We start from the raw sequence: 20,643 nt of genomic DNA on the forward strand, positions 1-20,643 counted from the left end.
GAACATTACAGCGCGATGCCGGTTCGGGCGTCGGCACCGATCGGTGTCCTGGATTCGAAGGAGGAGATCATGGCATCCGGCGGCAAAAAGCATTTCGGCCAAGGCAGCCAAGGCAAAGGTGCCGGCGCCGGCGCAATGACCACCTTGGACAAGGACAAGATCGAAGAAAACGCGGTTTTGTCCAACCGCGACAGGAAGCAACATAGCCGAGAGCGCGGGCTGGACGGCAATCGAATCAAGTCCGATCAATTTCAGGATCACGCCGCAAACCGGTTGCTGAAGGACTGACGCCACCGCGCCGCGTCTTGCCGCGGCACGGAGGAAAACTGTGCAAGGGCCGCCGGTGAGCCTCTCGGCGGTCGACAACGCCTTGTAGTGCCGAGCGCTCATCATCAGACTTGGATCTAGGGATGCTATCAAGAGAACGTGATGTCTCATTCGAGCGACGATACCACGGATCTGCTTGTCGAGATGGCAGTGGATCAGGAGATTGCTTCCCTGCTGGCCGCCATAGAGCAGGAAAAGATACCAGACCGCCTATCCAAGCTGGCGATCCAATTGCAAAACGCTCTCGTCGAGAAGCGTCGGCGAGACGTGAAGAGCTGATTATCTGCGGCTGTCGACCTCTATATCGAGCTGACCATCCGACAGCTGATTTCGCCTTTCTATCAATGTCTGCAACGAGCTCTCCCCGAGTAGCTCAAGGATGTTGGCGCGGGCACGGTTCAGCCGGCTCTTGACCGTCCCTACCGCGCAGCCGCAGATTTCGGCGGTTTCCTCGTAGCCCACTCCTAAAACGCCGATCAGCATCAGCACCTCGCGCTGATGTTCGGGCAGCTTTTGGATGGCGCCGTGAACTTCCTTGCTCTGAACGGTCCATTCCTGGGTAGCTTCCGAAATCGGTCTCGAAGACGCGCAGTCGAGAAGGCCTGGCGCTTCCCGTGCAGCGATCTTGATCCGGGTGTAGTAGGTGTTGCGCATGATGGTGAAGAGCCACGACTTCATGCGTGTACCAGGTTCGAACTTGTCGATGTTGGCGAGCCCTTTGGTCAACGTTTCCTGCACCAGATCGTCGGCATCGTCTGGAACGCGGCAGAAGGTGCGCGCGAAAGCCCGCAGGGCAGGTATCAGATCGACGATGGAAACGTCATTGGTTTGTTGGTCGGCCAAGAGATAGCCTCCGGATGACAATGGTCCAGCTCCCAGAAGAAAGAGTGAATGAACGAAGCCAGAGCTAAATGCATGGAAGTTTGGTTCGTTCCCGCCGTTGGAAACAACTCTTCGAAAATTCCACCGGGCGCGAACACGCCGACTACGGTCTTCCCCCAACCACGCCCACTTCAAAGGAACGAAACACCATGCCGAGCTTCATTCCCGGGAAGTCTCGCCGGTGCGTTTGGCTGTGCAGGGCATGGACCGAGTCGTGCGGCTGGTAACGCGCAAACCACTGCTGACAAACCTATTGGCGAACCACGTGGCGAACTCGGCTACCATCGATACATAGCGATAATGGTTGGCCGGAGACATGTTAGAGTCATTAATTTTGTTAACTTATTGGCGCGGGTGAAATCCAGCAATCGGTCGTCGGGCGGTCGGCCAACGAACATGCTCGTCCAGCACTTGCTCTATTCTGCCCTCCGATCGGGCTAAGCCGATGAAATACCGGGTTGATTCACCCCTCACGACGTCGCCGAACGGCATGCTGTCGCGTACAATCTGCAGCTGCTCTCCGAAGCTGGCTGTTGCGGTGCTGTGCAACTCGCTTTGGCGAAGATCACGGATGACGATCAGCGCTTGAGTGAGCGCCCGAACCGGTCCTCGATCCGCGACTGAAGGAACTCGAGCCCCATCGAGAGCAGCCAATAGATCATCGAGGCGGTGATGAGCATCTCGATGTGGCGGAACTCGGTCTGGCCCTGCGTGCGTGCGAGATACATGATCTCCCAGACCCCGACCACCGAGACCAGCGAAGAATCCTTCAGCATCGCAATGAACTGGTTGCCGGTCGGCGGCACGATGACGCGCATCGCCTGCGGCAGGATGACCAGGAACATCGTCTGGTTAGCGCTAAGGCCGAGTGCCGTAGCACCCTCGGTCTGGCCGCGCGAGATGCTTTCGATGCCGGCCCGGAAGATCTCGGTCATGTACGCGCCGTAGCAGAGCGACAGCGCCATGATGCCAGCCGGCACGGCGCCGATCACGTAGCCAATCTGCGGCAGGCCGAGATAGATGATGTAGATCTGCATCAGCAACGGCAAGCCACGAAACAGAGAGGTATAGAAGGTCGCCAAGCCATAGACCACGCCGTTGCGGGAAAGTTTGGCGATGGCGCCAACGAAGGCGATGAGGGTGGCGATGGCGATCGAAATGGCCGAAATGTAGAGGGTCGTCACCACACCCTTCGAGACGAGGAAGCCGATCTTCTTGGCGATGAACGCGAAGGACAGGTCGAAGGAATAGAAAAACAACATTAGCAACACGAACAGCTCTATCCAAACTGCCACAATCTGCTGTTTGCGGCTGAGATACCGCAGCGCGTTCCAGTTCGCCACCAAGATCAATGCGATCAGCACCGCCGAGACCGCCCGCCCGACGTCCGGGTTGGCGGCGAGCCACTCGACCGACCCCGGAACGAGCTTGCCGAGCCAACTGGCTTTGATGCCGAGCCCATACAGGCCGGCGGCGATGGCGGCGAGCACGAAGAACACGCCAACGCGGCGCGCCGCGTCCGGGTGGTTGAGCAATAGTCGGCCGATCACGTCTTCGATCTCCCTGCGGTCAGCGGGCCCGCTCGCGCCACCAATCCTGCGCCTGCAGCTTCCAGTAGGTGAGTTGCGCAACCGCAAGTCCAGCCGGGCCGCCCGCCCAGGCAAGGCCGAATGGTGCAAACAGCCGGTAACGGTCCGATTGTCCCAGTATGGCTTCGGCGATCAACTTGCCGGCGATCGCCGTGGTGTTGATGCCATGGCCACCAAAAGCCGTGAGGTACCAGACGCCCGGCTGCAACGGGCCTATCTGGGGCATCATGTGCCGGGCATAAGACATGAGCCCGGACCAGGCGAGTTCGGTCTTGAGGTGTTCGAGCTGCGGATAAGTGGTGACCATCTCACGGCGCAATTGCCTCGCCAACACGCCCGATGAGGCTGCCCGGGTGGTGATGCGCCCTCCCCAGAGCAGCCGCCTGCCGCCTTCGACAACACGGTAATAATCGCCTGCGCGACGGTTATCGCCGACGGCGTCGGTCGTCGTAATCGCCTTGGCGATGAGGTCAGGCGCCTCCTCGCTCACCATAACGTAAGTGGCGATAGGCAGGAATGCCCGCTGCAGCCGGCCGACCAGTGGGCCCGTATATCCGCCGGTGGCAACTACGGCCTGGCGGGCGCGCACTTCGCCGCTGTCGGTACGCAAGATCTTTTCGGCGCCGTCAAGGTTGGCTTCAACGGCAGCCGTTCTCTCGTATATCCTGCCGCCCAGCCGCTCGATCTCGCCAGCAACGGCGCGCAGATAGTTAAGCGGATGCATGTGGAAGGCGCTGGGATCGCGCAGGCCTTGGTGGTAGCGATCCGAATGGAGCACCGCTCGCACCTGGTCGCGATCGAGATAGTCGAGCCGATAGTCGAAATCCCGCGCCAGTTGCTCGGCATATGCCTTGAGCGCGGCGCCACCATCGTGGCGAAGCACGCTCAATATACCGGAGCGCGGCTCTGCCGCCTTGATGTCGAGATCGCGGATCGTCTGCCGCACGAAGTCGACGCCTTCGATGGACAGGCGGTGCAGTTTTTGTGCCGCGTCGACGCCGGCCATCGCGGCGATGTTGTCGGTGCCGGTGGCGAAACCGGGATTGACGAAGCCGCCATTGCGACCGGAAGCGCCGAATCCTATCCGCTGCGCCTCAAGCACGACGACCTGCTGGCCGGCGCGAGCCAGCTGCAACGCCGTCGTCAGGCCGGCCAGTCCGCCGCCGACAACGACTGTCTCGCACTCGGAAACGCCGCTCAGCGGCGGTCTAATGGTGTTGTCGGCAAGCGTGCGTCGGTAATAGGTGTCAGGACATGTCATGATCAATATGATGAGGTGGCGGCACTAGAGCATTTTGCAGGCAGGCGGAGCCGCCCGGTGTCGTGGAAATGCGGCTGAAACAAAACAGATGGAGCGGGATGAATTGAATGCATCCCGCTCAAGCTTTATCCACGACGCTCCTCAGTCGGCGCTGTAATCCTTGCCGTACCACTTGGTGGTCAGCTTCGCGAGGGTACCGTCCTTCTTCATCTCGTCGAGAATGGCGCCGATCTTGGCATTCCACTCGGCATCACCTTTTTCCGCGATCACCACCAGTGGCTCACGGAAGGCATAGCCGCCTTCCAGGACACGCAACGGGTAGCCGTTCTTTATCGCGTTTTGAGCCGTCTGTTCTGGTGCGATGACCGCGTTGAGGCGCACGCCGTCGCCGAGCCTCAAATCGTCGAACGGCAGCATTGAGTCGGCGAAAGTCCTTATCTCACCGGGCTCCAGCTTGTATTCGATGGGCGGCAGGCCGGGAGCATCGATCTCGAGTTGTCTGCGGATGAAATCCTCCGACGTGGTGGCGGTCTCGACGCCGATGATCTTGCCGTTCAGGTCGGCGACCGATTTGGCCGGGCTGTCCTTGTGAACCACGTAAACGTAGGGGCTATAATAATAGATGCCTTCGAAATCGATCACCTTGGCCCGCGCTTTGGTCGGCGTCACCGAGCCGACACCCAGATCGTAACGTCCCTGCCAATGGCCGCCCGTCATCGTCGCCCAGTCCGGCGTATCGAAACTGACCTCGACACCGAGGCGCCTTGCGATCTCCTTCGAGACGTCGATATCGAAGCCGACCAACTGATTGCTGTCGTCGAGGAAACTCTGCGGCGGCCAACCGCTGTTTGTGGCGACCACCATTGCCTTCTTCGAGGTAACCCGGTCGATGGTTTCACCCGCCGAGGCCGCAGACGCGAACGCGAGCGTGGTAGTGGCCAAGGCCAGCCACGCGATCAATTTCCTCACTTGAACCTCCCTCTTCATCGTCATTCAGACATATGCTTCCCAGAGCGCGCTCCCGTAGAGAAACAGCAATTGAGAGCGCGGCATGAGATCGATCTCATATCAGCACACATATCGACGAGGGGATCAAGTCCTTTTTCAAGTAGCCAGTTGTCCTCCGGGGGCGCAAAGCATCGGCACCCGCACGGTGCGGCGGAACCCGCGTTTGATGTGACGCGCGTGACTTTCAAGACAGAGGAACGAAGGTCTACTTCAACCTACACAGCATCATTGCCAGATGGGCGGCACAGGATGGCTTGCTGTCTACGAGTTTCCGATGTTCCGGTTAAGCATGGGTGCGCGGCACACCGGCAGCAGCACCAGCAGGATGATGGCGGAATCGACCCAGAGGACCCTGTTCACGCCCATCGTGTCGACGATCTGACTGGTCGCTAGGGTACCCACGGAGATGGCAAGATTGAAAGTGAAGCAGTAGATGGCCGTCGCGGTCTCCGCGCTTTCTGATGCTGCACTCAGCACCCACGTCTGCAGCGTGATGGGCGCCGCGCCATACGCGAAGCCCCACACCAGCAGCAGGATGGTTCCTGTGAGCGGCGTGACCCCGAGCAACGGGAAAAGAGCCAGCGTGGCCCCGAGCCCAATGACGACGCAGGCCAATGTGCGACCGACGGATTTGGCGGCTCAGACGCCTGCGACGGCGTTGCCAATCATTCCGAGAATGCCATACCCCAACAGTAGCCAGCCTATGCTCCCTGCAGTGACGCCCGAGACCTCCAGCAACACCGGGCTCACGAAGGTGTAGGCACCGTAGTGGGCAGCCACCAGCAGTGCGGTCGCAACCACGCCCGCCAGAAGGGCGGGATTGCGCAATTGCGCACGCAGGGCTTTCACCTCCACAGGCTGCGCCGCCTCCAGCTTCGGAAGCACAAGCAGGGCGGCGAGCAGTATGGCAAAGCTCAGACCGGCGAGAGACCAGAACGCGCCGCGCCAGCCGACTAGATCACCGATGATCGTGCCAGCCGGCACGCCCAGCACCGCAGCGGCACTTACACCGCCGAAGACAATAGTCATGGCGCGCGGCACGGACGGTCCAGGAACAAGGCGTACTGCGATGCTCCCGGCTATCGCCCAAAAGCCACCGATGGTGATCCCGACGAGCAGCCTGGACGCGAGCAGAACGGGAAAGTTCGTTGCGAGCGCTGAAATCACGCTCGCCGCAGCCATTACCGCGAGCAGGCCCGCCATCAGAATACGCCGGTCGAGCCTCCCCACTGCCAACGGCAAACCGATAGAAGCGAACGCCGCAATTACGCCGGGTATCGTCACCGTGAGACCGCCACTCCCAATAGAGACATTCAACTCGGAAGAAATTGCCGGAATCAGCCCCACAGGGAGTTGCTCCGCAGTGATCATCGAAAAAATACCCAGCGATACGGTGAGCACGGAGAGCCACATGCGAACAGTGGCTCCCTGTTTCTCCTGAAGGGCTGCTTTGGTCAGAGACATGATCACCTCCAGCCCGCGAGAAGGCACTCGACGCCGACGTTTCGGGCAAATGTTAGAGAGACGGATCGGGCAATTGATCCCGGCCTGGCTTCAGATAATCTGTCCACTGTGGATTGATAATCGAGGGAAATATGGATGGTGAACTCACGAAACGTGAATGAAAGAGGTGATTGCAGTTGGACCGGCTGACCAGCATGACCGTGTTTGCCAACGTCGTCGGTGAAGGCAGCTTCGCTGGAGCGGCCAAGCGGATGCGACTATCGCCAGCGGCCGTGAGCAAGCATGTCCAAATGCTGGAAGAGTGGCTTGGCGCACGCCTTCTCAACCGGACGACCCGGCGCATCAGCCTGACAGAGGTCGGCTCCTCCGTCTACGAGCGCAGTCTGCGCATAATCGAGGATGTCGAGGAAGTTCGTACGAGCGCGGCCGAGAGCAAGACACGTCCGACCGGCTCACTGCGTGTCAGCGCGCCGATCTCCTTCGGCGCGATGCACCTTGGGAGAGTCGTTGCAGAATATCTCGCGGTCTATCCGGAGGTGTCGGTTGAGTTGGTGTTGGACGACCGTGTGGTTGATATCGTGGAAGAGGGCTTGGATGTCGCGGTACGCATCGCTCCACTCACGGTTTCCAATCTGGTTGCTCGCCGAATCGCGCCCTCACGCGAGGTGGTCTGCGCTTCGCGCGATTATCTGGACAGACGCGGGCGTCCCACAAAGCCGTCGGATCTCCACGACCATGATTGTCTGGACTACGCGTTGCGCGCCAGCCGCGGAAAATGGCGGTTCGACGGACCAAAGGGGGAAGTGGCGGTAAAAATCACTGCACGGATGACGGCAACGAACGGGCAGCTCCTGCGCGATGCGGCGCTGGGTGGAGCAGGCATAGTACTTTGCCCCACTTTCCTTCTGGAGAAGCCATTCGTTCGGGCCAACTGGAGACAGTGATGCCCCAGTTCAAGCCGGTAAGCCGGTCGATCTACGCGATGTACCCGTCAAGAAGGCATCTTTCCGCCAAAGTTCAAAGCTTCGTGACGCTTCTCGCCGCCCACTTCGGTGAGAACCCACCTTGGGACAACTTTGGACCATGACGACTGGAATGTTGAGCCCAGAGGCCGCGCGCACTTGCACGGCCTTACTGTGCATGGGACCAGCACCCAGGGCCAAGGGGCGGTGCATATCGAGCCGTCCAGCACCTTTTCGAGACTGAAGCATCCGCTATTTGCCGACGGTCAGTCGCTGAGGCTCAATCCACCGCCCATCCTAAGCGCCGCCACAGCGCAAGTTGTAGCATCTGCGGTGTCTCTGGTTCTCTGCGGCCACCGGCGGAACGGGTTGTAAGCAGGCGCGTTCCTCCAGCGTCAAGCTTGGAGAACATACATGGATGACGAGCTGCGCCTGAAGTTACAAGAGCTGAGCCAAAGCATGCAAACGCGAGCGGCCGAACTTTCGACGCTCGGCGGCAACGCAGACATAAGTACGCTGATGTCGGGGATCGCCGTCGCTCTGGAGGCGCTACTGGTGATTGCCGAAGAGATGAAAACGCCACGTTCCGGCCCTTCGGTCCTGCCCGACGCTACATGAACATCTCCGATCGCTTGGGAGAGGCTCCAGAGCGAGAGCGCCTACCGCTGACCAGCAAATCGCTCGCCGAGGAACTGGCTTTAATCCACATTCCGGGTTGGAGAGTGGAGAGCGCGATCTACTCGGTGGAGTACTCCAGGGGGGGTGAGCGTCGGCAGAAATGGATTTTGCACTCGACGATGCCTTTTGGGTAATCGAGGACGGCCTTAGGACGGAGGACCACGATGGCTTGGATGGCCGCAATTTGCCCGATTACAGATGAGCAGGCGCTCGTTAATTCGGAGACAGTTGGTGACATCCGGGAGTTTCGCTGTCCGAGTTGCGGCGACTTCAAAATCACGAACTCGGCCACCGCGATGTTCAAAGGCCTATCGGCAGAACAGAAGTTGGAGCGCTTCGAATACGCTAGAGCAATCGCGGGCGACAACGCGATCACAGTGACGACGGAACATGGATCTATCGATACCGAAGATCAATAGAATACCCGCCCGACAAGCCGGTTCCCAGCGCATCTCCTCACTTGCTGCCCTGAGACCATTTGACTGCCGGTCCAGGTAGTGGGCAGTTTGAAGGTAGAAGCTCACGTCAACATGGCCAGACCATTTTTACACTGCCGATCTGCGCGGCCAGCAACGCCTCTCGTGAGGGGCAAGTCACGGGCATCGAACGTCTCGGACCGGTCGGCAGCGTAAGGCAGGTTGCCTAGGATCCTCCTACCGGCGAATGGAACCAGATCTGCCACAGCGCGTCATAGAAGCAGATCAGGTGCGATTTAACGCAAGGAGTGACATCGATGATCAGGCTCCTTCTCCTCCTCGCCATTGCACTCGCCTTCGCATGCGGCGGGACGGAGGCGGCCAAGCTGGACCTAGCCGCGGTAAATCAGGCGCAATTCTCCGCCGGCGATCCGAAAGGGCTCGATCCTGCCGTGCTGAAGGCGCAAATTTTTTTGGATCGTGCGCGCTTCTCACCGGGGCTCATCGACGGCCGCCTTGGAGAGAACTTCGCCAAGGCGGTCAAGGCCTTCCAGGCGTCGAACGGACTGGCGCCAGATGGCAAGCTCACCCAGGCGACTTGGGACAAGCTGATGGCAACCTCCACCAGCCCAGCTCTGGTCACCTATGAACTGACCCGCAAAGATGTACGCGGCCCCTTCACCAAACGCATTCCGGGGCGCATGGAGAGGATGGCTCGCCTGAGAAGGCTTGGCTATCACGACTCGATCGAGAAGCTGGCGGAGCGCTTCCATGTGAGCGAACCATTGCTCAGGAGGCTAAACCCAGGCACCGGATTCAGGAAAGCTGGAACCACGCTGCTGGTACCAGATGTTGGCCGGGGTGAACCTCCCGCCACCATTGCCGGCGTCGAAGTCGACAAAGGCGCTCATCAGGTGCGCGTGCTCGACCCCTCCAATAAAGCGCTTGCCGTCTACCCTGCCTCGATCGGGAGCGACGAGAAGCCGGCACCAAGTGGGCAGGCAGAGATCCAAAGGGTGGTGCACAACCCGACCTATCACTACGATCCCGATTTTGCATTCAAGGGAGTCAAAACCAAGCGGCCCTTCACCATTGCTGCCGGCCCTAACAATCCCGTGGGATCGATCTGGATCGACCTCTCCATCGAAAGCTACGGCATTCACGGCACGCCCGAACCCGGCAAGATCGGGAAGACCTTCTCTCACGGCTGCATCAGGCTAACGAACTGGGATGCCGAGGACCTCGCCTCGATGGTGCAAAAACATATGAAGGTGACTTTCAAGGACGAGTGACGCAAGCCGTCGACGAGCCTGCCCGTTGAACGATAGGGTCGGAAACCAAGGCCGGGCCTTCCGGACAGCCTACACCGCACGTCTACTGCGCCAAGATCGACGCTGGCAGCCGAACGGTGAAGGTCGTGCCGCTGGTGCTTGTGGCGATTGCGAGCGAACCGCCCAGCTGCTTGATGAAAGCGTTGACAAACCGCGTGCCCAGCCCGGGTCCCTCGGCCTTGCCGCTTAGGCCGGCGCCATTGTCGCTGACGGTCAGTGTGACCTCGCCATCCCTGCGTTGAAAGCCGAGAATGATCTCGCCGTAGCCGGACGGAAACGCATATTTGACGGCATTGGTCGCCAGCTCATTGGCGACCAGCCCGATCGCGACGGCATGATCGGGCAGGATGCTCAATTGCTCTGTCTTGGTAGTGATCGTGACATTCGAATTGCGGCCGAGCAGGCTCTTCTGGATCGTGCCGCTGATGCCATTCAGGTAAGACTCGATGTGCACCGGACCAAACGCACTCGATTGGGCGATAACGTCGTAGAGTTCGGCAACAGCGCCGATCCTCGCCTGCATGGCTTGATAACCTTCAATGCAGGGCTCCGCAGCGCGCCGTATCTCATACGACACGAACGACGAGATGATCTGGAGGCTGTTCTTGATGCGATGCGCCAATTCGGCTGCAAGCACGTCGCGATGGCGATCAAGAAGCACCGCCTCGGTCGCATCCTCGAACACGACAAGCAATCGTGTCATATGATCGCCGGGGCGAAACACTTTTCGGGCGTTGATCTTGAAGACGCGACGCCCGAGTCCGGGAAAATCGTCTTCCAGCAGCAGCCCGTCTAGGTCCTCGTCATGGGGAATGATCCGTTCGAGGAGATCGTTAAGCGCAGCGACATTCCACTGGCCGGCTCCAAGCTCATGAAGCCGGCGTCCTAACACCTCGCCGGCCTTGACACCGAACAAGTTCAGGAACGATCGGCTCGCTATGGCCACGCTCATGTCCTCCTCAAGGATCAGAAGCGGGTCGCGGACGGTATCGACAATGTTCTGCGCGAGCTGCCAGTTGCGCTCGGCTTCGATCTTCGCGAGCTTGCCCTCGGTGATATCGTCAATTGCCAGAAGGAAGAAGCTGACGTGACCGCCGGGCCTATAGACCGTCCGGGCGTTGAGTAACATGACCTTGCGGCCGAGTTCGGGAAACGAGGCATCAACCTCATATCCATCGACCGTTGTATTCGTCGGCACGATCTCCTCCAGGAGCTGCCGGAGAGCGGGGATATTCCACTGGCCGTCGCCAAGGTCGTACAGCCGACGTCCGATCGTTTCCTCGGCGTGGGTCATGAACGTGGCATAGAACGCCCGATTGGCGGACACCACTGTTAAGTCCGGGCTTAGGACCAGCAAAGCGTCGCGAGCCGTGTCGACGATGTCTTGCGCAAAGATCTCGTTTATCGAGAAGCTTTCCATCGGGCATGCTTTCTGACGGAAGGGATCGCCTTCTCGGTACGAGTGTGCCGCGGGTGACGGGTGTGGATTGGCTGTGTTGTGGGTCAGCACGATGTACTATGGGCGAAGCGCCCTAACCGCGGGTCACTTCACGCCAGCATCCGTCTGCTTTGCAGCTTCCCCATACCGGGCAGGATCCGGGTTCAGGCTCTGGAAGATAGCGTCGTTGGTGGCGCGCCATTTTTCGTCCGCCAGCCATAGATATTCCTGGTCAGGCATCAGCGGCACCATCTTGACCTGCGCGCTGGAAATTCGAAGATAAAAGCTGTTGCGGGCCTCGTTCACCTGCAGGTAGCGGAGGGGAACGACGATGCTGTCCTTGCCCGCTATGAAGAAACCGGCAGCTGCGACGACGGCATAGTCCCAGCGGTCCTTCGTGCCGATAACGACATTGCGGACCTCGCCAACGATCTTGTCGTCGGAACTGCGAACTTCCGAGCCCACGATCTCGTCGACGCGCAAGCCCGGGCCGAGTTCGTCGATGTTGATGAGGGGCCGTGCGTCCGGCGCGTTGCGATTGCCCTGAATTTCGCCCCCCTCATGGATTTGTGGTTCGCTCGCGGCCAGCTGCTGGTCTGCTTCGTCCTCATCGTTGTCGCCGAGCTTCCCCATGGAGGGCGACGCAATCAACTGGCGGATGTTGGCCAGCACTCGCTCGCAATCGTCGTGCAAGCCGTAGGACCACAGGATGAACGCCGCATCGCGCAGTTTGCGCAAATCGCGCACGAGATAGCGGTTCTCGGGCTTGCGCAACTCGGGGCTCTTGAGCACCGCCTCTTCGAGCTTTGCGTCAGAAATGTTGCACACGGCAAACGCCGGAGTAACGCCGAGCGCGCAAAAAAGCGCCAAGGGCGCTGCAATTTTCGCAAAAGTCATAGGATATCCGTTCGGCGGCTTCGAGTGACGAGGTCGGTCTACCTAGACTGGTAGGAACGTACCGCGAAATGCTCGGTACCAACTCAACATAATGCGAAACTCACAGATTGGTTCCGTCATATACTGGCCGGCGGCGAGCTATATTCTTTCCCGAATATCGCGCCGTCGATCGTCTTACCCCGGAATGCGAACGAAACCGAGCCCCGCTCTTCGTCGCTTTCAAGCTTGAGCCGGAGGCGCCATTGGTTCATCCGTGGCTGGATGGTTGGAGACATGGGTCGGCCATTCGCCCTTTCGGCGCGCGTTGACTTTCTCGGCCAAACATATTGGCCTGCTCTGTGGCTCTTCGGAAGACCACTGGTTCCTCCACGCGAGGTGTTGCTTGGCTCCCGTTCGAGCCGCCACGCAAGGTCGTCTGTGCCGGTGACAATCGCATCCTGCGACCCGTTGGCCGATCAGCGCGTGCTTCGGGTTCGGGGTGCAACATCAAGCGGCGCCATTTGCACGGATGGCGGCGAACCAACCACCATGGCGGGGGCGCCAGATTGCTCACCACGTTGGCTCTCTACTTCGCGGCTCATACCTTGTTGAGCAGCTTGCATCTCCGCAACGGTGAAAACCGGCACCTCGCCCTTGAAACCCTGGAGCTCAAAGGCGCCCGCCTGGACGACCGGCATCGATGCTCCTGCCGCAAAGCCGGGTCCAAGCACCAGGGGGATGCCCAGCTTCTTGGTCGTCGATTCGAGCCGTGCCGCGCGGTTCACCGGGGAACCGATCGCGGTGTAATCGAAGCGCCGTTCGGAGCCGAAATTGCCTACCGAGCAGATGCCGGTCTCAATGGCGACGCCGATTTCGATGGAGCGATGGCCGTCCGCGGTGAAGGCGGCGTCTTCGCGCTTTACCCGCTCGATCAAGGCAAGGCCCGCGTCGAGCGCACGCTCACGATGATCGGGTTGATCAAGCGGTGCGTTCCAGAAGGCCAGCACCGCATCGCCCATGAATTTGTCGATGGTGCCGTCGCGCTTGAGTATCTCATCGGTCGCAATGCCGAGGAAATGGTTGACCACCTTGGCGATCTCTTGGGTGTCGAGCTGTTCGCTCATGGTCGTGAAGCCACGTATGTCGCTGATCAAAATTGTGATCTCGCGCTTCTCGCCGGACAGGATTGCCTCGGTGTCCGAGCTTGCGAGGCGCTGCACCACGGAGGGCGACAGATATTGGGAGAACTGTCGCGTCAGGGTGGACCGGCGCTGCTCGCTGCGCCTGTAGAGGACATAGCCTTCGAAGCCCGCAACCATGATGGTTGCAAGCGCCGGCTGCAGCGGGTCATAGAGTGCACCCTGCAGGCTGTACTCGAGAGCGCCGAACACGAACGGCGTGACGGCCAGCAGCGCCAGGGAGACGGCGCCAAGCACGACACGCCCGGCGAGCACTCCGGAAAGCCCGATGAAAACGACGGCACTGAGGAGAAACCAGAGCCGCTCGAGCATACGCGCGTGCGCTGGCTCTGCCAGGAAGCGCCCGGCAAGCATCTGGCCGATCGCATCGGCGTGGATCTCCGCTCCTGGTCGCGCTGGACTCGTCGGCGTGGGCAGGTACTGCGTCAGGCCCACAGCCGACAGGTCGACAATGGCGATGGCGTCTCGCAGCTGCGGATCGCCATGGCCCGAAAGGATAGTGCTGGCAGACAGGCGAGGCGTGTCCGTGGCGGTTTCCCAGAGGCGGATGCTCCCCTCCGGCTCGAGCGGCACAATGGCGCCTGCCATCCTGAGTGCGTCGAACCCGGCTGCATTCATCCGGGCTGTGTAACCGTCCTGTCCAGCGTAAAGGCGCAGGAGCTCGAGTGCGAAAGACGGCCACAGCTGCGCGCGTTGAGGGGTGTTGCGAAGCCAGAGCAGCGGCACATGGCGCAGTACGCCGTCGGGATCGGGCAAGGTGCGAATCACGCCGAGGCCTGCGGCGGCGTTCGAGAATTCGGCAAGCGAGCCGGTAAGACCGGTGAAGCCGGGAAGTGTATCGGGTACTTGCCCGACGATCGACCAGCCGGCTTTGGGTTCTGCTTCTGAAACCGTCGCTTCATTGCCCAGGCTGACGGCAAGCGCCGTTCGATTTTTGGACAGCGCCGCTGCCAGGCGCTTGTCTCCGGCGATGCCCTCAGGCGAGGTGTCAGCCTCGGGGAGTACCAGCGCAAGCCCGACCACCGCCGCGCCGGATTGCGTGATGCCATCGACCAGATCGGCCAAGAGGCCACGGTTCCAGGGCCATCGCCCATGTGCCTTGAGGCTGGCGTCGTCTATCGAGACGATCACGACAGGATTGCTCGTCGCCTGGCGTGGGGCGAGAAACTGATAGAAGTCGTACGTCCGCTCACGCAGGCGCGACAACGGCCCGTCAAAAGCCAAATGGCAGGCGAGCAGCAGGAGCACGACCACAAGGCCGGATATTTTGCGCCTGCCGGCTTGCCGCCAATCAGCCCAGCGCCTACCGACCGAGTGGCTCATCTCGTGCAGCCAGGCCTAATCGCAGTTGTAGTAGTAGCAGCAACCCTCACCCTCACACTCGCCCCGCCGCCCCCCGCTGCCCGCAGGTGGCGTTGGGCTGTCAGGGAATTCCATGACCACTCCTGGCAGTGCGCCGTCCCTGGACCCGCAGACTTTGAGCGAGGAGCCTAGAGCCGACGCACAAATTGCGCTTACGTCCAACCCAGGACCCGGTGCGCCCGGCAGGCCGGTTCCCGCTATCCGGTCGATACTGTCCAAGATCGGGAAGGCGTCGATGCCGCCGTAGCCGGCCAGAAGCTTGCCATCGTCCGACGTGCAGGCGTAGCCCGGGTTCGTGATGACCAGCCGTTTGCCATTGATCGTGCAGGTCATGCGGCCGGCGCGCAATATGCCGACGGTCTGGCCGGCTGCCACCAGCACTTCGATGATGCCGCCTCTCGCTCCGAGCACCATGTGCGGCGTCGCAACCTGCATGACGCCCCCTTTCGAAACCTGGCCGCCATAAAAACGTGCCAGGCCGCTGTTCATCCCGATGTCGATCTTTCCCGACCCGGAGCCCGGATTGTAGACGAACTCATCGATCGTCAGGCTGGTGTTTGGACCAATTTTGGCGCTCGATTCATCCCGGAACACCAGCATTCCGAGACCGGTGGGATTGCTGCGCAACTGGTCGCCGAGTTCGACGCCCGCGCCAACGTTCATCGTCCCGCCGTTATTGCGGACGATGATGGTCTGATAGGCCGTCATCGACCCGACCGTCTCAGCAGCGGATGGTGCCGCGAAGGCGAGGCAGGAGATAAAAATGACGATCTGATGATACCTCATCGCGGCCTCTTTCAATTGAGCGTCAACGTATAGCTCATGAGCATTTCGAACGATTTTCGGTCGCGGTTGGCGAGGGCGAAGTTGGTTTTGCGGTAGGCGAGATCGACGCTGATCTTCTGCGCTTCCGTCAGCTGAAAATCGCTTTCCGAGGCAATGCGCCAGAAGTCGCTCTTGATATTTGTGCCGATGCCGGCGGACAGATCGGGAGTGTCGCTGTGGCCGGCCGATAAGGCGATCTGGTGCGACCATGCGAAAAGATCCGGTACGTTCATCAACAGGCCGCCATAGCGGACCTCGCCCGTATAGCTGCGGCTGATTTCGCCCGATCCGGAAGCGAATTCATTCGAGCCGACAAAGCGCAAGCCGAGCGCCTGGCCATTGCGGAAGCGGTAGCTGCCGCCTGCCTCATAGAAGACCCTGCTATCCGCGAAAATGCCTTGCGAGGCGCTTAGATCGATGTAGCCGCCACCGGCGAAGAGCGTCGTCTCGACCGTCGGGCGAACGACGAAACGTCCACTGAGGCCGATACCAGTTTCGTAAATGTCGCTGTCGAAACGATCCGTAACGGTGAACGCGGAAAGCAGCAGGCGCAGCGAATCGATCCCGCTGTTGGGCAGCCCCTTGTCCCAGGTTATCGCTGCGTTGCCGTGGATAAAAGTCTTCTCGCCACCCGGAACCGACAGGTCTTCCGTGAAAAGACGCTCAGTCGCGGTCAACGACCCCGAAAGAACGAGCGCGTCGGCACTTGGCGTGCCGAGGTCCCACCGCACAAAACCTTCCGCCTGCCCGTAAGGCGAGACGAAGCTGTCGTCGTCCTGCGCCCCGCCTGGCTCAAAATCGGTGAATGCGCTGAATACGCCGCCGGTCAGGGCGAGTTCCCAGGTGACGCCACGCAACGCGCGCTCGATGCGGGCGAGCAGGCGAACAGCTTCCTGTTGCTCACTTGCGGTCAGACCCCCGACTTCGATGCCGTACTGCACCTGCCGCCGGGCCAATTCATAGGACCCGACATGGTAATACAACCGGCTGGCCGCAAGCCGGGCGCGCGCATCGCGGGGGTACTGGATCAGATACTGCTCGATCGAGGAGATCGCCTGATCGTATTGCCCAGCGTTGACCGCAACCGTGACGAATTGGGCGAGCGTTCCATTGTCGGCCGGACTGGCGATGCGGGCCGCAAACGCATCGTCATAGGCCCCAAAAAGACCTTGTGCGCCGGCCGGCAACACGCCGGCACAAAGCAGCGCTGCGGCGACGCCGAAGATCGTTCGAAACGAAGATTGCATGCCGAGAACCCACCCCAAACCCGACTAGTGCGAGGGATTTAGCACGACTGCAAGAAAAAGGCGACTGAACGGTCGCCGGACTTATGCGAGTCCTCAGCAGCTGTTGCAGCTGCGCAACAAGATATCGGGTTTATTCCTATTTCGGCTGCGCTGATTGTCAAAAACTCTTCTCAACATTGCTGCACGTGATTGAAGTATTTGGCCCAAGGCTTAACAAAATCAAATCTCATCAGTAGTGGATCGCACAGCCGACAAGATTAATATTGGATGGGCGATCCTGCGTATCTGGTCACCAGGCTTCAAGGTCACCCACGGCTTCTCCAAAGGCCTTCCGTCGCGTTTCGCAAGGGACGGAGAGCTGCCGGAGGTGCTTCTCACGAGGCGTGTGCGATTCGGCCCGGGTCTTGCAATTTCTTTGAACGCGAGGTCAGCTCATTGCCTCAACGCCCAGGGACGCGTCACCGCACGCAGCTTGCTACAGCACGAGCATGGTGGCCAGCCCCAGCATCAGGCCCATGCCTACAATATCGGTCACGGTGGTGAGGAAGATCGCCGAGGCGACCGCCGGATCGGCGCCTACCCGGCGCAGGCCCAACGGGATCAGCACGCCGGAGATGCCGGACATGAGGCACGATCCGGACATGGCAAGCAGGATCACAAGTGCCAGCATCGGCGCCTGCGCCGCCGACGCCGGTTGCCTCGAGGCATAGAACCACATCGCCGCAGCCGCAACAACGCCGACGAGCACGCCGTTGGCGGCCGCGAGCGCGCCCTCTCTCATCACCAAGTGCAGCTTCGGTCGTTTGTCCACATCCCCCAGGGCAAGGCCACGCAGCGTCATAGCCAGTGCCTGGCAGCCGGTGTTTCCGCTCTGCCCGGCCAAGACCGGGAGAAACGCCGCCAGAGCGACGATCTTCTCGATCGTGCCTGTGAACGAACTGACCACGAATGCGGCCATGAAGGCCGTCAGGAGATTCAACTGCAGCCACGGATGACGCTTCAGGAAGGCTGAAAACAGCGGCGTAAAAGAGCGCTCCTCCTTCTGGAGGCCTACCATCTGGCCAGACTGGGCGGAAATCTCGATGATTTGCTGCTCGAACAATCGCCAGCCGCGAACCTGCCCGAGCAGCCGGTTCTCCGCATCCACCACCGGATAGACAGGATAGTGACGCCGTACCGCCGCCTTGCATGCGTTACTCAAAGAGAGACCGACATCAAGAGCGAACGGCCTGGGCAGCATGATGTGATCGACAATCGCGTCGGGTTCGCTCAGCATCAGATCGCGCAGGACCGCTAGGCCAACCAGTCTATTGCCCTCGTCCGTGACGTAGAGATAAGTGAGCTCGGTCGGCACCTGGGCGCCTCTGACAGCTTCCACCGCGGCAGCAACCGTCGTCCCGACAGGAACGCTGGCGGGGATCGGGTCCATCACGTCGACGAGCGACTCGGGGATCGCGAAACCCATCTCACCGTCATGAGAGCTGATGGGCCGCATATGCAGTGGCAAATGCTCGGCCACCTTACGGGCGTGCCCGTCCGGCAACAGCTTTAGTGTGTCGCGGATGAACTCGGGAGACTCTCTAGCGAGCAATTCAGCTGCGTCATCAGGTGCTCGAGCACGCAGCGTGCGCACCAACTTCTGAACGCCGGTCTCTTCGTTCATTTGCTATGGCCCCCCAATTGGAAAGTGAAAAAGTTGTGAAGTATCGGATCGCACCGGGGCGGAAATACGACAGCTTCTTCCGGCCCCAGCAGTCCGCCTTGTGGTTGTCGCAAGCGCCGCCTGCACACTCCTAGCTTGAGAAGGCAAAGCAGACGTCTACATTTTGGGCGTGCCTTCGGTCAGGTCAGCATGGGAGTGTCCGCGCTACTTCCCTCGCTTTTCAATCTTTAGATTTGGGAGGTCGGGTCGCTTGGATACCACACCGGCCTCCTTCAAGGCTGTGTATCCAACCTTTTTGAGGAGCTTCTCTGTTTTGGCGCGCTCCTTGTCCAGAGCGGTATCACCTTTGACCTTGGGCATCCGTCCTCCATTTGGTCGTTGTCGTTCGCCGGTAAATGAGATTGCCGGAAATGTCCCGCAGTGTCGTGCTTTGACCCGCGGCCGAGGACTGAATTGAGGCGCTTTGCCGCCCGGCAGCCTTTGGGCGGGAAGCGGACGGGCGGGCTATTCCTGCTGGAATTGACAGGGCCAATCTTCTGGCCTCGTCATGCCAGAAGGCAACTCGGTCCGGGCGTCTCCACAAGCCATGTTGAGCTGCCACTGGGACAGACCCGCCGAATTGGATAGATCGAGGCCCTCGATACGGGTCAGAAAGAAAAAAGCGCCGTCAAAGTCTATCGGTGCGGTGAACTTCGCTCCTCGGAAATCCGCCCGCGCGAGATTGGCAAACGAAAAGTGGCTGCCGCTGATATCGGCGTCATGGAACTGTGCACGCCCCAATTCCGCCTTTGTGAAATCAACATTGACCAGATTGGCGTTCTGGAAATTCGAGCGCTGCACTTCCGCGCCCGTAAACACAGCGCCCTGCGCGTCCATCTGGCTGAAGTCGGTCCTGTACGCCTCGATTTTGTCGAACCGGGCGCCTTTGGCGGTCGAGCCGGCCAGGGAAGCGCGCACAAGCGTTGCCTTCTCAAAATTTGCCGCAAGGAGATTGCTGTTCCTGAGGTCGGTCGAAGTGAAATCAACACCGAACAGGTTTGCCCCGCTCAGGTCCTGTCCTTCCAGGATGAGAAGCTTTTTGTCACACTCCTGCCAATTGACGCCAGGCGTCGCGGCTGCGTAGCAATCCTGAGCGGCGGTGGCGTTTTGCCAAGCCAATACAGTGCAAACCGCCAGAACCAAGCCGGATCCGCCGTAAGCTCTGGTTCGTCTCAAAGTCATTGTTGCTGGACCCCTCTGCTACTCGTCGACAATCAGCCTTACCACATCTGCTGACACTCGAGCCACGGTAACGACCGCCGTCACAGTTGCGCATCAACGATCCGCCGATAGCCAGCGGCAGCTTGCGAAATTATCGAGAGGTGGGGAAAAGCTTTGACGGTAGAGTGCTTTTTCGCGGATGCGATCACAAAACAAAGAGTTCGGCGTAAGCCGTGAGTTATTGGTGGGCCCGGAGGGCGAACGGAAATTGTTGATTTTGCTGGATTTTGGTGGGCCAAAATCTGAAAGGTCCCGTATCATCCCGTATGCTCCCGCGACCCCAAACTGCCGACCATAGCTGACCTCGTTTTGCAAACGTTGGGAGACAGGGTCCAGAACGGCGGAAATGGGGACGGTTGCAGATCGGCAGCTGTGGCAACAGCGCGCGACCAGCTGACGGTCTAGCGCCTCGATGTGGCCGATGAGACTTGGGAAGTAACAAACAAGCGGCAGCTTGCAGGCAGTTGTGATCGGTGGAATGGATTTACGAGTCGAGGCGCCGGACCAGGACCGGCTCACTTGCCTCGAAGTTCAGCCTGTTGGAATGGCGCGGAGGAACGAGTAGTGGTATCTAACGAGCCGGCGGCCCTCGATGTTTGACCGCGCTCGTCCTGCAACTCTCGTATGTCGTCCCGCAAAGTGGTGGCGCAACCGACCACTTCGTTCCGCATTGTTTAAACAGCGTATGACTCAATTCCAGTCAGATTTTTTTCTGAGCTGCGAAAAGGCGGACACTAACCGTCAAAAAAATTGCGCTTTTGATTTTAACGGAAAATCGCCGCAAGAACTATTTTGAGGTTTCACCAGCTATCGGGTTCAATGGAGCGATTTTTGGACCTTGCGGCATTCGATGGC

General features: G+C 60.0%; 19 protein-coding genes. 6 read left to right on the top strand and 13 right to left on the bottom strand.

All coding sequences use genetic code 11. The features are described 5' to 3' along the window. Positions 1–69 precede the first annotated feature (69 nt). Positions 70–288, top strand: coding sequence for a hypothetical protein (locus tag NKJ57_RS22810; protein WP_023691451.1), 219 nt, complete (start codon positions 70–72; stop codon positions 286–288). 141 nt (positions 289–429) lie between these two features. Beyond that, on the top strand, positions 430–606 hold the full coding sequence (locus tag NKJ57_RS22815; RefSeq protein WP_023667969.1) for a hypothetical protein: 177 nt from the start codon (positions 430–432) through the stop codon (positions 604–606). Here the strand turns inward: NKJ57_RS22815 and NKJ57_RS22820 are convergent, their stop codons facing one another. The 6 genes from NKJ57_RS22820 to NKJ57_RS22845 form a co-directional block, all read right to left on the bottom strand. Continuing rightward, positions 607–1,170 carry a sigma-70 family RNA polymerase sigma factor gene (locus tag NKJ57_RS22820; RefSeq protein WP_023667968.1) on the bottom strand — a complete coding sequence of 188 codons (564 nt, stop codon included), beginning with the start codon at positions 1,168–1,170 and terminating at the stop codon, positions 607–609. Positions 1,171–1,787: 617 nt separating this feature from the next. Beyond that, the gene (locus NKJ57_RS22825; RefSeq protein ID WP_023687785.1) at positions 1,788–2,759 is read right to left on the bottom strand and encodes an amino acid ABC transporter permease; all 972 of its coding nucleotides are present in this window, start codon (positions 2,757–2,759) and stop codon (positions 1,788–1,790) included. A gap of 19 nt (positions 2,760–2,778) precedes the next feature. Next, positions 2,779–4,059 carry an NAD(P)/FAD-dependent oxidoreductase gene (locus NKJ57_RS22830; protein WP_352512439.1) on the bottom strand — a complete coding sequence of 427 codons (1,281 nt, stop codon included), beginning with the start codon at positions 4,057–4,059 and terminating at the stop codon, positions 2,779–2,781. Between the two features lie 141 nt (positions 4,060–4,200). Beyond that, a complete protein-coding gene (locus NKJ57_RS22835) occupies positions 4,201–5,028 on the bottom strand; it encodes a transporter substrate-binding domain-containing protein (RefSeq protein WP_352512437.1) in 828 nt (275 codons plus the stop codon). A gap of 300 nt (positions 5,029–5,328) precedes the next feature. Further along, positions 5,329–5,682, bottom strand: coding sequence for an MFS transporter (locus NKJ57_RS22840; protein ID WP_352512435.1), 354 nt, complete (start codon positions 5,680–5,682; stop codon positions 5,329–5,331). Between the two features lie 24 nt (positions 5,683–5,706). Continuing rightward, entirely contained in the window at positions 5,707–6,531 is an 825-nt protein-coding gene (locus NKJ57_RS22845) for an MFS transporter (RefSeq protein WP_352512434.1), read from the bottom strand. Between the two features lie 176 nt (positions 6,532–6,707). On the opposite strand from NKJ57_RS22845, the gene NKJ57_RS22850 reads away from it, so the two are divergent. The 4 genes from NKJ57_RS22850 to NKJ57_RS22865 all read left to right on the top strand — a co-directional run bounded on the left by NKJ57_RS22850 (position 6,708) and on the right by NKJ57_RS22865 (position 9,879). Further along, positions 6,708–7,475, top strand: a complete 768-nt coding sequence (locus NKJ57_RS22850) for a LysR family transcriptional regulator (RefSeq protein ID WP_352512432.1) — start codon at positions 6,708–6,710, stop codon at positions 7,473–7,475. A 432-nt stretch (positions 7,476–7,907) separates the two neighbouring features. After that, on the top strand, positions 7,908–8,111 hold the full coding sequence (locus NKJ57_RS22855) for a hypothetical protein (protein WP_023741853.1): 204 nt from the start codon (positions 7,908–7,910) through the stop codon (positions 8,109–8,111). Between the two features lie 224 nt (positions 8,112–8,335). Then, positions 8,336–8,590 (top strand): hypothetical protein, encoded by a 255-nt coding sequence (locus tag NKJ57_RS22860; protein WP_023699977.1) that lies wholly within the window; start codon positions 8,336–8,338, stop codon positions 8,588–8,590. A 314-nt stretch (positions 8,591–8,904) separates the two neighbouring features. Continuing rightward, on the top strand, positions 8,905–9,879 hold the full coding sequence (locus tag NKJ57_RS22865; RefSeq protein WP_352512430.1) for a L,D-transpeptidase family protein: 975 nt from the start codon (positions 8,905–8,907) through the stop codon (positions 9,877–9,879). Between the two features lie 82 nt (positions 9,880–9,961). On the opposite strand, the gene NKJ57_RS22870 is transcribed toward NKJ57_RS22865, so the two are convergent. From NKJ57_RS22870 to NKJ57_RS22900, 7 genes are all read right to left on the bottom strand, one after another. Beyond that, positions 9,962–11,338 (bottom strand): sensor histidine kinase, encoded by a 1,377-nt coding sequence (locus NKJ57_RS22870; protein WP_352512429.1) that lies wholly within the window; start codon positions 11,336–11,338, stop codon positions 9,962–9,964. A gap of 123 nt (positions 11,339–11,461) precedes the next feature. Beyond that, complete coding sequence (locus NKJ57_RS22875) at positions 11,462–12,253, bottom strand: PRC-barrel domain-containing protein (RefSeq protein WP_352512427.1); 792 nt, start codon at positions 12,251–12,253, stop codon at positions 11,462–11,464. A gap of 455 nt (positions 12,254–12,708) precedes the next feature. Continuing rightward, complete coding sequence (locus tag NKJ57_RS22880) at positions 12,709–14,754, bottom strand: CHASE2 domain-containing protein (protein WP_352512425.1); 2,046 nt, start codon at positions 14,752–14,754, stop codon at positions 12,709–12,711. A 15-nt stretch (positions 14,755–14,769) separates the two neighbouring features. Then, positions 14,770–15,579, bottom strand: a complete 810-nt coding sequence (locus tag NKJ57_RS22885) for a FecR family protein (protein ID WP_352512424.1) — start codon at positions 15,577–15,579, stop codon at positions 14,770–14,772. Positions 15,580–15,590: 11 nt separating this feature from the next. Next, positions 15,591–16,808, bottom strand: a complete 1,218-nt coding sequence (locus NKJ57_RS22890) for a tetratricopeptide repeat protein (protein ID WP_352512422.1) — start codon at positions 16,806–16,808, stop codon at positions 15,591–15,593. A gap of 532 nt (positions 16,809–17,340) precedes the next feature. Then, the gene (locus NKJ57_RS22895) at positions 17,341–18,528 is read right to left on the bottom strand and encodes a magnesium transporter (protein WP_023736095.1); all 1,188 of its coding nucleotides are present in this window, start codon (positions 18,526–18,528) and stop codon (positions 17,341–17,343) included. 504 nt (positions 18,529–19,032) lie between these two features. Beyond that, the gene (locus NKJ57_RS22900) at positions 19,033–19,749 is read right to left on the bottom strand and encodes a pentapeptide repeat-containing protein (RefSeq protein WP_023687777.1); all 717 of its coding nucleotides are present in this window, start codon (positions 19,747–19,749) and stop codon (positions 19,033–19,035) included. Positions 19,750–20,643 lie beyond the last annotated feature (894 nt).

Origin of the sequence: Mesorhizobium sp. M0077, assembly GCF_040322955.1 — a bacterium.
Lineage (GTDB): Bacteria > Pseudomonadota > Alphaproteobacteria > Rhizobiales > Rhizobiaceae > Mesorhizobium.